At 46.8% G+C, this 15261-nt stretch carries 9 protein-coding genes; 8 read left to right on the top strand and 1 reads right to left on the bottom strand.

The window, feature by feature from the left end:
* The first annotated feature begins 96 nt into the window (after nt 1–96).
* Together L4C35_RS12035 and L4C35_RS12030 are read left to right on the top strand one after the other, a co-directional pair.
* A complete protein-coding gene (locus tag L4C35_RS12035) occupies nt 97–1449 on the top strand; it encodes an MBL fold metallo-hydrolase RNA specificity domain-containing protein (protein ID WP_428463082.1) in 1353 nt (450 codons plus the stop codon).
* 203 nt (nt 1450–1652) lie between these two features.
* A complete protein-coding gene (locus tag L4C35_RS12030; RefSeq protein WP_428463081.1) occupies nt 1653–1967 on the top strand; it encodes a hypothetical protein in 315 nt (104 codons plus the stop codon).
* Nucleotides 1968–1977: 10 nt separating this feature from the next.
* Here the strand turns inward: L4C35_RS12030 and mnmC are convergent, their stop codons facing one another.
* Nucleotides 1978–4008 carry a bifunctional tRNA (5-methylaminomethyl-2-thiouridine)(34)-methyltransferase MnmC2/FAD-dependent 5-carboxymethylaminomethyl-2-thiouridine(34) oxidoreductase MnmC1 gene (gene mnmC, locus L4C35_RS12025; protein WP_428463080.1) on the bottom strand — a complete coding sequence of 677 codons (2031 nt, stop codon included), beginning with the start codon at nt 4006–4008 and terminating at the stop codon, nt 1978–1980.
* 197 nt (nt 4009–4205) lie between these two features.
* On the opposite strand from mnmC, the gene fabB reads away from it, so the two are divergent.
* The 6 genes from fabB to accD all read left to right on the top strand — a co-directional run bounded on the left by fabB (nt 4206) and on the right by accD (nt 15162).
* Nucleotides 4206–5420 (top strand): beta-ketoacyl-ACP synthase I, encoded by a 1215-nt coding sequence (gene fabB / locus L4C35_RS12020; RefSeq protein ID WP_428463079.1) that lies wholly within the window; start codon nt 4206–4208, stop codon nt 5418–5420.
* A 421-nt stretch (nt 5421–5841) separates the two neighbouring features.
* Nucleotides 5842–7050 carry a 4-phosphoerythronate dehydrogenase gene (locus L4C35_RS12015; RefSeq protein WP_428463078.1) on the top strand — a complete coding sequence of 403 codons (1209 nt, stop codon included), beginning with the start codon at nt 5842–5844 and terminating at the stop codon, nt 7048–7050.
* Nucleotides 7047–8060, top strand: a complete 1014-nt coding sequence (locus L4C35_RS12010; protein ID WP_428463077.1) for an aspartate-semialdehyde dehydrogenase — start codon at nt 7047–7049, stop codon at nt 8058–8060. The genes L4C35_RS12015 and L4C35_RS12010 overlap by 4 nt, the downstream gene beginning before the upstream one ends.
* Nucleotides 8061–8284: 224 nt before the next feature.
* Nucleotides 8285–13039 carry a FimV/HubP family polar landmark protein gene (locus L4C35_RS12005; protein ID WP_428463076.1) on the top strand — a complete coding sequence of 1585 codons (4755 nt, stop codon included), beginning with the start codon at nt 8285–8287 and terminating at the stop codon, nt 13037–13039.
* 220 nt (nt 13040–13259) lie between these two features.
* On the top strand, nt 13260–14045 hold the full coding sequence (truA, locus tag L4C35_RS12000) for a tRNA pseudouridine(38-40) synthase TruA (protein ID WP_428463075.1): 786 nt from the start codon (nt 13260–13262) through the stop codon (nt 14043–14045).
* Between the two features lie 193 nt (nt 14046–14238).
* Entirely contained in the window at nt 14239–15162 is a 924-nt protein-coding gene (gene accD, locus L4C35_RS11995; protein ID WP_428463074.1) for an acetyl-CoA carboxylase, carboxyltransferase subunit beta, read from the top strand.
* Nucleotides 15163–15261 lie beyond the last annotated feature (99 nt).

The following is a 15261-nucleotide window of genomic DNA, read 5'->3' as shown; positions in this document are numbered from 1 at the left end:
TTGCGAGACTGCTCTAAACCTCACCACGAATAACAAATTCCAGCCCCTAAACTCTGTCATCATGCCCGCTTATTAATGATATGTTGGAGCAATGTCGTGCGCATAGAACATCATGGAGCCAAAGACGGTGTGACGGGCTCTTGCCATGAGTTATTTATTGGAAACAATAGCTTATTGATCGACTGCGGTCTCTTTCAAGGGGAAGAGCAACAAGCATCGCTGAATATTGATTTTCCATTAGATTGTGTGCGCGCACTTTTTCTGACTCATTGTCATATCGACCATGTCGGGCGTATTCCTTGGCTGCTTGCTGCAGGTTTTCATTCACCGATTTACGCGACGCAGGCAACGGCAGCCTTACTGCCCTTAATGCTTGAAGATGGCTTGAAAATCCAGCTTGGGCTCGATATGAAGCAATGCGAGCAAATTACTAACCGTGTTCGTTCACTGCTAAAGCCTATCCCGTTTGATTGCTGGGTACAGTTGACGTTTCCTAGTGGTGAGTTAATCAGTGTGCGTTTTCGTCAGGCGGGGCATATCTTAGGCTCCGCTTATATTGAAATTAAATTACCCGACGAGCGTGTTGTGGTTTTTTCTGGCGATCTAGGGCCTTGTCATACACCGCTATTAGCTGATCCTATTTCACCGCAACGAGCTGATATTTTGGTGCTAGAGAGCACTTATGGCGATCGCAATCACTCGTCAATTATTGAGCGGCAAACACAATTGAAAGCCATCGTCGAGCGTTCGCTGCAAGACGGTGGGGCGATTATTATTCCGGCTTTTAGTGTTGGCAGAACACAAGAGCTCCTGTTTGATTTAGAAAATATTATCGCCCAAGCCGACGTTAATTCTCCTAATGTTAACTGGCAGAGCCTGCCTGTGGTGCTGGACTCGCCCTTAGCGGCCAAGATCACTGAACAATATAATACCTATAAACAACTGTGGGCTAAGGAGGCCAAGTCTCGCTATATCACAGGGCGTCATCCGCTTTCTTTCCAGCAGTGCATTGTGATTGAATCGCATGTTGAACATATTGCATTGATCAATCGTCTTCAAACATCGGCAGAGCCAGCCATCATAGTCGCTGCCAGTGGCATGTGTACGGGCGGGCGCGTGATTCGTTATCTTGAAGCTTTATTGCCAGATGCACGTACCGATATTGTCTTTTCTGGCTATCAAGCAAAAGGGACATTGGGTAAAGCTTTATTGGATGGTGAAGATAAGGTCGATATCAATAATGAATTGATCACTGTCAAAGCCAAAATACATCAGTTATCTGGCTATTCCGCCCATGCCGCTCAAGATGATTTAATCGCGTTTGTACAAAATATTGCTCAGGGACCCAGTGATATTTATTTAGTTCATGGTGAGGTGGCGACGCAGCGGGTGTTAGCCGATAAGCTTTACTCTGTGATTAAAAATGTCACGATTCATCATGCCAGTTAGTGCTAGCACAAGTACCAGTATCAGCCTCAGATCTTGTGGTAGCGAGGGTGTATGTTTTGCTTTTTTTACCCGAGTTAAGTAAACAATAAAGCGGCCTATTTAGACGGGTTGTCTTATTTACTCTTCAATGGGTAAGGCGAAAAGCACAAGCCTAGCTATACTTATATTCATATCAATAACTCACAATAATGAGTAGGAATGGTATGAATAAATTTGTAATTGCGCTTATTTTTTCTGGGATTTTGTCGTCTACAGCTTTGGCTGCGGATGAGGCGGCAACGGCATCTCAAGCGACAACAGAAACCGCAACACCAGCGAGCGCTAGCTCAACAACCTCTACTGCAAGTGCATCCACAACGGGTGCGGCGGCTGGGGCTAACACCGCATTAGCGGCGTCAGCGGGTGGATTAACAGCTACCGCGATCGCGGTCGGTGTGGCCGCGGTGGTTGTTGCTGTGGCGTTAGCCGATACTGGCGGCGAAGATTCTGGTCCGCCAGCAACGGTGAATGCGGAGTAAAACGAACGATTTATTTATCTTGGTTGAGCTGCTTGCCTCGCACGAGGCGGCGTACCCATGAACGGCCAGGATGCAGGGCTTCTAGCACATCGTTTGGAAGTGGTAGTGGATCGCCGCAAATTTGTGAGGCAATTAACTCACCCAGTAGCGGTGCCGAGCTTAACCCGCGCGATCCTAAACCAAGGAAACTATAGAGGTTGTCATAACAAGGCACGGCTTGGGCTGTGTCTTGGTTATCTCTAAGTTCGCTATACTGGCTAATCAAATCATCAATGCGACAGACATCACCCACAATCGGCAAGTGGTCACGGCTTGCGCTACGAACACCCACACGCGCTTGGTTATCACTCATATCAATATCTTTTGGCCAGTCGGCATCTGGCAGGCTGTTCACTAAACGCTGTTTGTTAGAGGCGTGTTCGTCGCCGCTAAAGTCGGTGTTGGTATTATTACGTCCGTAACTGGCACCGATACAATGAGTCTCCGAGGTGGTATTTTTCGGCGTCAGGTAGCCGTCATAACACAGCACCGTCTTCAGTGTGGTTAAGGTTTCATTAGTTGGGATATGACTCACTTGGCCGCGCACTGGGTAGAGCGGCACTTGCTCTGTTTGTTCAAATTCAGTGAAGCGATGGCCGTTGGCGACAATCACAGTGCCATGGTTAACGATTTCACCAGCAGTATTACTTAACTGCCAACCATTTTCACTTTGGGTCAGCTTGTTGATGGCACAACCGTAATGGGTGGTCAGCAGGCCTGTTTGTTCAGCATGATCGATCAATACACGCGTAAGTGCTTGTGGGCACAGCCACCCCCCTAATGGGTAGTGTACACTGGCATGGCCTGATTCAACGCCAGTTAAACTTTGAGTTTGCGCTTTGTCATAAGCGGTGATCAGCTCTGGTGGGAATCCACTGTCGAGCATGTTATTGAGTTTTTTCTTGGTATTTTCATCCCAGCTTAGTTGCGTAACACCACACCATTGGTGAGCGAAGTCACCGTACTGTGTTGCTTGTTCAACAAACTGGCGCGCATACAAAAATGCTGGTGCAAAAAAGTTAGGAATAGCGTCATGGCCACCACTTAGTAGTGGATAAACCGCGCCTTGGCGGTTGCCCGATGCACCCTCTGCTGGCTGGTTGTCGGCACAGTACAAGCTGACCTTGATCCCTCGGCGAATCAAAGCAATAGCCGCACTGGCAGAGGCAATGCCACCACCAATAATGGCGACGTTATCAGTGCTTTTTGCTGCATTACGCTGATACCAAGGTTTTACATTTGAGCCAAATTGACGTACTTCAATATGGCCAATTAACATGTCTCGTTTCGTACCAAATCCTTTGGCTTTTGACATGCTAAAGCCCGCTTCGATTAAGCCTCGTCGAACAAAGCCAGCCGCCGTAAAGGTCGCGGTTGTACAATCAGTTCGCGCTAATTTTGCCATATTGTTGAACAGGTTTTGGTTCCACATCTCAGGGTTTTTGCTTGGGGCAAAGCCATCTAAGAACCACGCATCAACAATACCTTCTTCGCCACACCATACTTGTGGCATGCAGTCTTTGATGTCACCAAACCATAAATCGAGGGTGATCATGCCATCTTCCAGCACAATACGCTGACAGCCTGCAACCGCAGCAGGGTAATGGGCATGCAGCTGCTCGGCTAAATCTGCCAGTTCAGGCCAAGATTGATGAGCCTTAATTAAGTCTGCTTTGGTAACAGGAAATTTTTCAAAACTGATAAAATGCAGTTCTTTAGTGGTAGCATCAGGGTGTGCGGCACGAAAAGCTTTAAACCATTGCCACAGCGCAAGAAAGTTTAATCCTGTGCCAAAACCGGTTTCTGCTACGACAAAGCGGCGACGTTCGAAGTGTGCCCAGCGCGCTGGTAAGCCATTTTGCTGAAGAAAAACGTAACGCGTCTCTTCTAAGCCATTGGTGTTAGAAAAGTACACATCATCAAAATCGTTAGAGACGGGCGTACCTACTTCGTTCCAGTCAAGAACAGCGTGTTCAATGCGCTTATTGGGCTTATCAGACAAAGGAAACCTCTTTCAATCGGGGTGCTGCACATTACAAAAACTGTATTGAAGACTAAAATACAGCGCTAAAATGAAGGTGCAAACAGAGTAAAAAGTTGGAAATTAACCGCGATTGTACCCGAACTATGGGAAAGCTGACCACTTTTGAGTGAGAAAGCCGTTATTATCTCTTCGTTAAATATCAGTAGGAATTCATCATGAAACGAGCCGTAATTACAGGCATGGGTATCGTATCCAGCATTGGTAACAACGTAAACGAAGTGCTGGAATCGCTAAAAGAAGGTAAATCTGGCATTAATTTCTCTGAACAATTTGCTGAAATGAAATTACGCAGCAATGTTTGGGGCGATCTTAAATTAAAGCCTTCTGAGCATATCGATCGTAAAAAGATGCGTTTCATGGGCGATGCTGCAGGCTTTGCATATTTGTCTATGGAGCAGGCAATTGAAGATGCCGGCCTAACTGAAGAACAAGTTTCTAATGACCGAACTGGCCTGGTGGCGGGTTCAGGTGGCGCATCATCGTACAACCAAGTTGCTGCAGTCGACATTATTCGTGAAAAAGGCGTGAAGCGCGTAGGTCCATACATGGTACCTCGTACTATGTCTTCAACAGTTTCAGCGTGTTTGGCAACACCATTTAAAATTCGTGGCGTTAACTACACTATGAGCTCTGCATGTGCGACATCGGCGCACTGTATTGGTCACGCACTAGAGCTGATCCAGCTGGGCAAACAAGATGTTGTTTTCGCTGGTGGCGGTGAAGAACTTGATTGGTCTCTGACCATGATGTTCGATGCCATGGGCGCGCTATCGACTAAGTACAACGATGATCCATCAAAAGCATCTCGTACTTATGATGCAGACCGTGACGGTTTTGTTATCTCTGGTGGCGGCGGTATGCTAGTGGTTGAAGAACTTGAGCACGCATTGGCGCGTGGCGCGAAGATCTACGGTGAAATTGTCGGTTACGGCGCGACATCAGATGGCTACGACATGGTAGCGCCATCAGGTGAAGGTGCGGTGCGCTGTATGAAGATGGCAATGCAAGATCTTGATGCGCCAGTGGATTACATCAACACTCACGGCACTTCAACACCGGTTGGTGATGTGAAAGAGCTAGGTGCGATTCAAGAGCTATTTAGCGAAAACTGCCCAGCTATTTCAGCAACTAAAGCAATGACGGGTCACGCACTAGGGGCGGCGGGTGTTCACGAAGCGATTTACTCGACGCTAATGCTAGAGCACGGCTTTGTTGCACCAAGTATCAACATCGACAATTTAGACCCTGCTGCTGAAGGTTTAGATATCGTGACTGAGAAGCGCGATACTGAACTGAAAACAGTAATGTCGAACAGTTTCGGTTTTGGTGGCACTAACGCAACGCTAGTGATCAAGAAGTACGAAGCTTAATTTAAGGTGTAAAAACGACAGGTAAGCAAGATAATGGCGAAATAAGTGGCTTGCCTGTTTACCCCTTAAACCTATTTTCCGAGGTTGGCACCGACTAAAATGAAAGATTAGATGACTTGTCCAGAGGCCTCTACTATTTCAATATTTTTAGCCGGTGCCTGTAAACAGACGCACATCGTATCGTAGGTACTAGTTACTCAGAGTAACAGATGATTTTTCTCGGACTTTCAGCCCAGCTTACGCTGGGTTTTTTTGTCTCTAGCGTATAGCGTCTATCGAGAGCCTTTTATCATACGCCACCTGAACCTGTGCTGTATGTCGGCTTGATCGGTCTTGCTGGTTAAAATCACCTGCCCACTTACTTACCCAGATTGGTATAGGGTATTATACCTGCTCGCAGTTGTTAGCTTTCGGAGAATCAATGAACATCCTTATCGATGAAAATATGCCTTATGCAAAAGCACTCTTTAGTCAACTTGGGCATGTGATGACTAAGCCCGGGCGTACGCTGACCTGTGATGATTTAGTGGATATTGATGCCTTGATGATCCGCTCTGTGACCAAGGTAAATAGTCAGTTACTGGCGAAAGCGAACCGACTTCAATTTGTTGGCACGGCAACCGCAGGCCAAGACCACGTCGATCAAGTGTTATTGGCTGATAAGAACATTGCTTTTACTGCCGCGCCTGGCTGTAACAAAGTGGGTGTCGCTGAGTATGTGCTAAGCAGCTTGATGGTGTTGGGTCAGCAGCAAGGCTTTTCTATCTTTGATAAAACCGTCGGTATTGTGGGGGCGGGCAATGTCGGAACTTACCTCGCAGGCTGTTTGGACGCTTTAGGTATTCGTTATTTATTGAATGACCCGATCAAGCAAGCGGCAGGCGATAGCCGTGAATTTTCATCGTTAGAAACGCTTCGTGAGCAGTGCGATGTCATCACGCTGCACACGCCGATCACCCGTGATGGCGAATACCCGACATACCATTTGGTCGACGAGAGCTTTTTAGCGAATTTACAAGATAACGCGATCTTGATTAATGCGGCTCGTGGCCCTGTGGTGGACAACCAAGCCCTAAAACATGCCCTGCAACAGAGCCTTACTGGACAAGGTAAAGCCCTGACCGCGGTATTGGATGTGTTTGAACAAGAGCCGCAGGTTGAATTGGAATTACTCCCTTTATTGGCGTTTGCGACTCCGCATATCGCAGGCTACGGTTTAGAAGGAAAAGCGCGCGGCACCACTATGGTGTATAACCAATACTGTGATTTTCTTGCGGATGCTAATTTTGGTCTTGATCGAGACGCAAAATCAACATCAGCGCATGTCGAAGCGGCGAGTTTATTGCCACAAGCACCGATCCCTTATGTTGCATTGAGTCGCTCTTGGTCGGAAGAGGATTTATTTTCACTGATCCAATTGATTTATGATATTCGCAAAGACGATGCATTATTTCGTCGTACTATGCTGCAAACCCAAGGTGATGAAGCCAAGATGGCAACCGCATTTGATTTGATGCGTAAAAATTACTGGGATCGACGTGAATATAGTGCGATTACGGTAGCAGGAGAGGCCAGTTTTGGGGTAGAGTCGCTGGCTAAATTAGGTTTTACAATTGAGGAAACGCAATGAGTCAGGAATTTGATATTGCCGTACTCGGCGCAACTGGCGCTGTAGGTCAAGCTATGGTTGAGGTATTAGAGGAACGCAATTTTCCTGTTCGCAATTTATACTTGCTAGCCTCTGAGCGTGGTGCGGGTCAAACACTGCGTTTTAAAAATAAATCAGTACGTGTTACCAACGTTGAAGATTTTGATTGGTCACAAGTACATATTGCTTTGTTCTCAGCAGGTGCAGAAGCTTCAGACCGCTGGGCGCCGATCGCTGCGGATGAAGGTGTGATCGTGATTGATAACACATCACGCTTCCGTTATGACTACGATGTACCGCTGGTTGTGCCTGAAGTGAATCCCGATGCGATTGCGGAATACCGTAACCGTAACATCATCGCGAACCCTAACTGTTCGACAATCCAGATGCTGGTGGCACTGAAACCAATTCATGATGCATACGGCATTGAGCGTATTAACGTATCAACGTACCAATCGGTATCGGGCAGCGGTAAAAAAGGTGTCGACGAGCTTGCAGGTCAAACTGCGAAGCTATTGAATGGCCTTCCAGCTGAAAACAGTGTTTATGATAAACAAATTGCATTTAACTGTTTGCCGCATATCGACAGCTTCATGGATAACGGCTACACCAAAGAAGAAATGAAAATGGTGTGGGAAACCCAGAAGATTTTTGCCGATGACACGATTCGTGTGAACCCAACCTGTGTACGTGTCCCTGTGTTCTATGGTCACGCTGAAGCGGTTCATGTTGAAACGCGTCAAGAAGTACATATTGAAGAAGCACTACAACTGCTAGAAAACGCAGAAGGTATTGAGCTTTTCCAAGGTAATGATTACCCAACACAGGTATCTGATGCGACAGGTAAAGACCATGTAATGGTTGCACGTGTACGTGAAGATATTAGCCACTCACACGGTTTAAACATGTGGGTTGTTGCGGATAATGTACGTAAAGGCGCTGCGACTAACAGTGTCCAAATTGCTGAGCGACTGATTGCTGATTACCTATAATCAGCGGTCTTTTCTTAGCGATAGGCTGTAATAGACAAGGAGCGGCATCTTTGCTGCTCCTTTTAATAAATTTTCCAGCAACCCCACATTTTTGGTAGGAATACTACAGTTTCAGGTTGTCTGTCCGATATAGTAATACCCAGAGTAAGTGGTTTTGATAAGTGTTGTTATAGACTGCATTTATCTAATCGACTTTTAGTTTCCGCCAGAGAGGACTGCAGGCCGTGCCTGACGTATCTAACCTGATCAAACGTTTTATTCTTCCTGCATTCATTGCAACGACGGCTATTCATTTTCCGGTACAAGCAAATACCGTACGCATTCTTGGCCCTGAGGAAGACCAACCCACATCTGTAGTCACTGAACGTTACCGTGATATTAGCCAACCCGTCGCGGAAGTGAGCCGATACCAAGGTAGTTATCAATACGGACCGACGCGAGCCAATGAAACGCTGTGGGGGATCTCGTCTAAATATCGCCCTTCAAGTTCCGTTTCTGTGTATCAAGTGATTGGTGCGATTTATCGTGCTAACCCGCAAGCATTTGAAGCAAATAATATTCATGGCTTAATTCCGGGTAGCCGTTTGGATATGCCTACGCTGACTCAGATCCGTCGTGAAAACACCGATGCGGTAAAATTACAGTTAGAGCAAGATAAGACTTCGCAACCCGCACGTCGAGCGACCTCAACGGCTGCGCGTAGCAATACCGCCGCTACGACGACACCAAGAGCGAATGCGACAACCTCTTCGAGAACAACAACGGAGTCGGCGACCACAGCGCCAACGCGTACGGCGAATACAACACAGTCACAGCCGACGGTAGCAGCGACGACGGTTGAACCAATAAGTGCATCGACACTAGCAGAAACTGAAACTTTAATTCCACCTAAGCCGAATAAAGCGCCACCGACAGCGCTGCAAGATCAGCTTGATGCCTCTGACATTCAAATTACTAAGTTGTTGGAAAGCAATCACTTACTGCGTGTGCGTTTATCTGAAATGCAACACGAAGTAGCGGCATTGCAAGATCAGCAAACCAGTGATGGAATACTGCGTGATGAGATTAAAGATTTCTTAGCGCAACAAAAAACCATTGAAATGCAACCTGTGGTTGAAGAGCCATCGTTACTGGATCAACTTATTGCGAATCCATGGGCACTCGCGGCAGCAGCCTTTATTCCTGGCGCCCTGATTGCGGGTGTGGTTTCGTATTTCCTATTTGGCCGTCGTAAAGAAGAAGATGAAGACGACGTGAAGTCGTTAGATAGCCCTAATTCGGCCGATCCTGCCATTACACCGCCAAATGATGGTTTACTGGCTGGTGCGGCTGATCCTGACGCAGAGCTCGCTTTAAGTGACAGTGATGATATTGATGATCTGTTTGCGCAAGATGATGCCTTGTTCGACGATCCTGAAGATAGCTTGTTTGCACCACAGCTTAGTGACGATGACGACACGTTAGATTTATCGTCAAGTGATGACTTTGATATTGATGGTCCACTTGGTGGTGCGAGCAGTATTTCAGTGACAGGCGATGAAAAAGCGCTTGGCCTTGAAGATATGGAGCGTGCGCTGGATGAAATGGATCAGTCCTCTGAGCTGAGTTCGGATGAAGCGCTTGCGGCGATGTGGGAGCAATCGCTAAAAGAAGATGATGAACAACCAAACTTTGATCTCTCTGACGGTGATGACAATAGTAATGACGAGCTGCTTGATAATGGCATGCTTGATCAATCTCTACTTGATGAATTACTGCTTGAAGCCGAGCAAGCAGATTCAAGCAGTGCAACCAAGCAAGATGATAGCAATGAGGTTGTCGCACAAAGTGAATTAGATGCACTGTTTGATAGCTTTGATTCAGGCGATGATTTTGACTCGCCTGAACAAGCGGTCAGCGATGAACTGGCCGAGCAAGCAGCGATTGATGCCGCTTTAGCGGAAGCCAGTGCGATGGCAGATCCCGAATCGGCCTTGTCATCAGAGGCAAAAGCAGCGTCGGTTTTTAGCGAAGCGGACACGCAGCAGGCACAGCCTATGCCTGCTTCCCCTCAGTCAGAACAAGACCTTATCGATGATATCTTTGCGACGAGCTTCGCAGAGGATAGCAGTGTTGATAGCGATGATGACAGTGAGCGGCTGCTGGACGAGAGCAGTACCGCGCTGCTAGATGAACTTATCGACGATGAAGATGATGATTTAGGCGACACCTCTGATATTACATTGGATGAAAACAGTACCGCGTTACTCGATGAATTGCTGGGCGACGATGAGCAAGACAGCGAGCTATTTAGCCGTGATATTGAAATTGATGAAAACAGTACTGCGCTGCTAGATGAATTGTTGGGTGATGAAGATGAATCACTTGATGATGAAATGAACAGCTTTGATCGTGATCTTGATGTAGATGATATATCGAACGATGAGATCAACATCGATGAGCTGATCATTGATGAAAATAGCACTGAGTTACTTGATGAGCTATTGGGTGATACGATTGAATCATCAAGCAGTGAAGTAACAAGCGCCGAGCCTTCAAGCCTTGAGTCTGAGTCTGAGTCTGAATTTGAGCCGACATCGTTAGCGTCAGAGACACCATCGCATGAAATGTCTGCAATGGATATTGATGACATTCTAGCGCAACAAGGTTTAGCGCCTGTCGATTCAGCATCTGTTATTTCTGAGATAGCTGATTCTGAGGCGGCTGATATAGCTGTTCCTGATTTGGATACAGTTGATGCGCCTGAGCCTGAGTTAGCTCTGCCAGAACAAGAACAGCCTCAGTCAGAGCAGCAACAACTACAACCACAGCTAGACGTTGCTACTGACGATCTAGACGCTCTACTAGAGGCGTACAGCCCTCAAGTAGAGATTAACGAATCTGTTTATGATGAACCAGAGTTCGAAGCACCGGCAATTGAAGCGCAAGAGCCACTAAAGGCAGAGTCTGAAAAAGCAGCCGCTACCGAGCAGGAAGATGCCGATTTTGCACCTGACTTTAACGATATTCTGACGGATGCACTAACACCTGTCGTTGAGCCTGAGCGCGACCCGTTTGAGAGTGATGAAACGGCACCAGTAACCGCGGAAGATGACGTCGTATTTGATGACGATATTGAGCAAAATACAGCGCATGACCTCGCACTCGGTGACGATGTCAATCTTGAGCATGACGATACACTGTCAGAGCCAGATAATATCGCCAATGCAGCAGAAGAGCTGGCTGCAGATAATGCGGATCTTGACTCTGCGGAACCTCGTCATTCTTTAGACGAAAGTACTCAGGATTCAGACGATCATCACTATGATGAGATTGTTGCTGAAGTCGAAGGACTACTAGACGATACGCCACAACAAAGCTCGCCAATCGGTCGCCGAGTTGATGAGTTACTGGAAGAAATGGAGCATGCTGAAGCGGCGCAACACGATCATGTTCAGCCAGAAAACACAGCTTTCAGTTTGGATGACTTCCCTGAATTTACAGAAGACGACGCGCTAAGTGATCCAGAAGCCTCAGAGTATGTGGAACCTGATGCGCCTCAATCTACAGACTATCAAGCATCAGATGTGATTCGTGATGATGAATTGCCTGAGTTTGATGAGCATGCGGCGTTATTTGATCCTGAAGCAGAGGCGTTAGAGCCTGAGCTAGAAGATGTGGCTGATGAGCAACAGTCAGCGCTCGATAACGTGGTTAAGCAGCTGCAACAGGCTGTAGAGGCTTCAGAAGCAAAGCATGACGTAGCACAGCAAGATGCGCTGGATACACAACCTGAGGCTATTGAGTCAGAAAGCGATGTGCTTGCAACGCCAGAGCAAGAGACGGCTTCTCACGCAGCAGAGAGTGAAAACTTTAACCTTGCTAAAACAGAACCTGACTTTGAATTTGAGACGATAGATCTTAATAGCGTGCCTGAATTCAGTGAAGATGATGCGCGCCAAGCATCGTTCGATGAGCAGCACGAGCTAGAACAGTACGACATTGAGCAAGGACTTTCAGCGAACGCATTAGTCGATAGCGCCGTAGAGTCGCAAGGATCGGCACATGATCAAGCCGCGCCATTAGCAAGTAACAAAATAGATCAGCAACTTGTTGATAGTGCTGGTTTAGATATGGATGCTTTGCTGACAGATCCTGATGCGTTCCTTGATGCTGATAACGATACCGCTGCCCCCTCTCATTCAGCCGCTCCTGACATTGATTTGACGGCGTTTGATGAGCCGTCAGAGGCCGTTGCTCATAGTGAAACACTGACGGATGAGATCCCAATTGGCTTGGATGATATTGAAAGCCAGGAGCGTGATCAGCTGTTATTCAATGATGACCCGTTCTTAGACGATCAATCGCTAGAAATGTCAGAAGATGATGCCGCTGTGTGGGCTGCCGCTTCTGAAGAGCCTCGCCTTGTGAGTGAAGATTGGTCGGAGCAGCCGCAAATGCAAGTCGAAGAGGTCGATCGATTTGATGCGGAATCTTTACTGGATGATGCGGATGAGCAAGAGCTGTTACTTGATGCGAGTGACGACAGCCTTGAAGAGCGTGCGCCATCCCCGCAAGCGGAATCAGCGGCTGGTAATCATAGCCCTTATCAAAGCGAGGGAAGCCGTGAGCCAGAAGCTGAATACCATGAAGCCGATAGTGAGCTGTTAGACGAAGCTAAACCGTCACCGGCGTCTTACATTAGCATTGATGAGCTACTGAAAGAGTCTGATCTGGATGATATTGATTTAGATATTGACCTTGATAGTGCACCGTTGAACCTTGATGTTGGGCTAGATGAATTTCCTGATATTTTAGCGGGCGTACCTGACTACGATGTAGATAGCCAAGGTGAGTATGCAAGTAAGCTAGATTTAGCAAAAGCATACCTTGAAATGAATGATGCAGAAGGTGCTGCTGATTTGCTGCAAGATATTGCCCAAAACGGTGATGCCCAAAGCGCTCAAGAAGCAGCCAATTTATTAAAAACGGCCCGTTGATGGTCAATCACTGATAGTGAATCACCGGCTCATCAGATGATGATTAAGCGCGATACTCAATGAGTGTCGCGCTTTTTTATGCCCAGAAAAAGCGGATTAAAGCCGTGATAGCATGCGTGCAGTAGGTGTAGCTATCGCATCTGACTCTGCCATCCCTTATAATCACCGCAATATATACATTTAATAGGGCTCTGTGGGCCTAGGCAAGACGAAGTAGATTATGCGAATAGCGTTAGGTATCGAATACGACGGTGCAAATTATCATGGTTGGCAGCGTCAACTAGATGTAGTGAGTGTGCAAGGTGAATTAGAAAAAGCCTTGTCTAAAATTGCCAATCAACCGATTGAAGTATTTTGTGCGGGTCGCACAGATGCTGGCGTACATGGCACTGGACAAGTGGTTCACTTTGATGTCGATTCAAATCGCAAGCTGGCGGCCTGGACGATGGGCGTCAATACCCACTTGCCGAAAGACATTGCTGTTCGCTGGGCACATGAAGTAACAGAAGACTTCCATGCTCGCTTCTCTGCAACGGCACGCCGTTACCGTTACATTATTTCAAATCATGCATTCCGCCCGGCAATTTTGGCGCGTGGTGTGAGCCATTATCATGGTGAGCTTGACGAAAAATTGATGCACCAAGCTGCGCAATATCTGCTTGGTGAGCACGATTTTACCTCTTTCCGTGCCACACACTGTCAGGCAAATACCCCATTTCGCCATATGCATCACATCAATATTACGCGCCACGGCCAATATATTGTGATTGATATCAAAGCCAATGCCTTCTTACATCACATGGTACGCAATATCACTGGTAGCTTGATTAAAGTTGGTCGAGGCGAAGAAAAGCCTGAATGGATTGAGTGGTTATTACAGCAAAAGAACCGCCAAATTGCGGGAGTAACAGCTAAAGCTGAAGGTTTATACCTGATCGAAGTCGATTATCCTGCTGAGCATGGTTTACCTCATGTACCTGCTGGGCCGCTGTTTATTGAAGATTAATGTGAGTAAATACGAGTGAAATAATGTGCCTAGTTGCGCATTACTTCATTATATTTACGTTGAGGTCACAAGGTACAACCAGTTTTTTATCTACAGATTGGCAACTTTGTGCTTTAATTCCTCTCTTAATAATTAAACGAATTTGCTTTCTCTGCTTTTTTGCGGGGGAATTTTTAGATAAAAAAGGTCATTCATGAGCTGGCTTGAAAAGATCCTAACGAAGAGCAACATTGTTTCTTCTCGCAAAGCGTCAATCCCTGAAGGGGTGTGGACCAAGTGTACTTCTTGCGAACAAGTGCTTTATCACGCTGATCTAGAGGCTAACCTAGAAGTGTGTCCAAAATGTGATCATCACATGCGTATGAAAGCACGTCGCCGTTTAGAAACCTTCCTTGATAAAGATAGTCAAGTGGAGTTAGCGGCAGACATGGAACCGAAAGATAAACTGAAGTTCCGCGATTCAAAAAAATACAAAGATCGTATCTCTACTGCACAGAAGAACAGCGGTGAGAAAGATGCCTTGGTTGTCATGCAAGGTACCTTGCTAGGCCAAGATGTAATCGCTTGTGCGTTTGAGTTCTCCTTCATGGGCGGCTCTATGGGTTCTGTTGTAGGCGCTAAGTTCGTGAAAGCGGTCGAAGCGGCAATGGAAAACAACTGTGCACTTGTTTGTTTCTCGGCAAGTGGCGGTGCGCGTATGCAAGAAGCACTAATGTCGCTAATGCAAATGGCGAAAACCAGTGCAGCCCTTGAGCGTCTTTCAGCAAAAGGCTTACCTTTCTTCTCGGTACTGACGGACCCAACAATGGGCGGTGTATCGGCAAGTTTGGCTATGCTAGGTGATATCAACATTGGTGAGCCAAAAGCACTAATCGGTTTTGCTGGTCAACGCGTGATTGAGCAAACAGTACGTGAGAAGCTTCCTGAAGGTTTCCAGCGTAGTGAATTCTTGCTTGAGCATGGTGCTATCGACATGATCGTTGACCGCCGTGAAATGCGTCAGCGCATCGGTGGTCTTATTGCTAAGATGACAAATCAAGCATCGCCACTAGTGGTATCGGTTGACAGCGCACCGAAAGCTGTCGAAGTAGAAGTAAAGGCGGATAAAGCCGAGTAAGCCTTCGCTTTGTAAATATTTGTTAAAACGCCGACGGAAGTGACTTTCGTCGGCGTTTTTGTTTTTCGCAATAACGGTCAATTTGGTATAGTGCGTACC

The organism is Photobacterium kagoshimensis, from assembly GCF_050337045.1.
Taxonomy (GTDB): domain Bacteria; phylum Pseudomonadota; class Gammaproteobacteria; order Enterobacterales; family Vibrionaceae; genus Photobacterium; species Photobacterium kagoshimensis.
This window is presented reverse-complemented; position numbering and strand designations above follow the sequence as displayed.

Bases quoted from the DNA above. Each gene is read 5' to 3' on its own strand.
- L4C35_RS12030 (WP_428463081.1), top strand. From the start codon at position 1,653: ATGAATAAATTTGTAATTGCGCTTATTTTTTCTGGGATTTTGTCGTCT.
- fabB (WP_428463079.1), top strand. From the start codon at position 4,206: ATGAAACGAGCCGTAATTACAGGCATGGGTATCGTATCCAGCATTGGT.
- L4C35_RS12015 (WP_428463078.1), top strand. From the start codon at position 5,842: ATGAACATCCTTATCGATGAAAATATGCCTTATGCAAAAGCACTCTTT.
- L4C35_RS12010 (WP_428463077.1), top strand. From the start codon at position 7,047: ATGAGTCAGGAATTTGATATTGCCGTACTCGGCGCAACTGGCGCTGTA.
- truA (WP_428463075.1), top strand. From the start codon at position 13,260: ATGCGAATAGCGTTAGGTATCGAATACGACGGTGCAAATTATCATGGT.
- accD (WP_428463074.1), top strand. From the start codon at position 14,239: ATGAGCTGGCTTGAAAAGATCCTAACGAAGAGCAACATTGTTTCTTCT.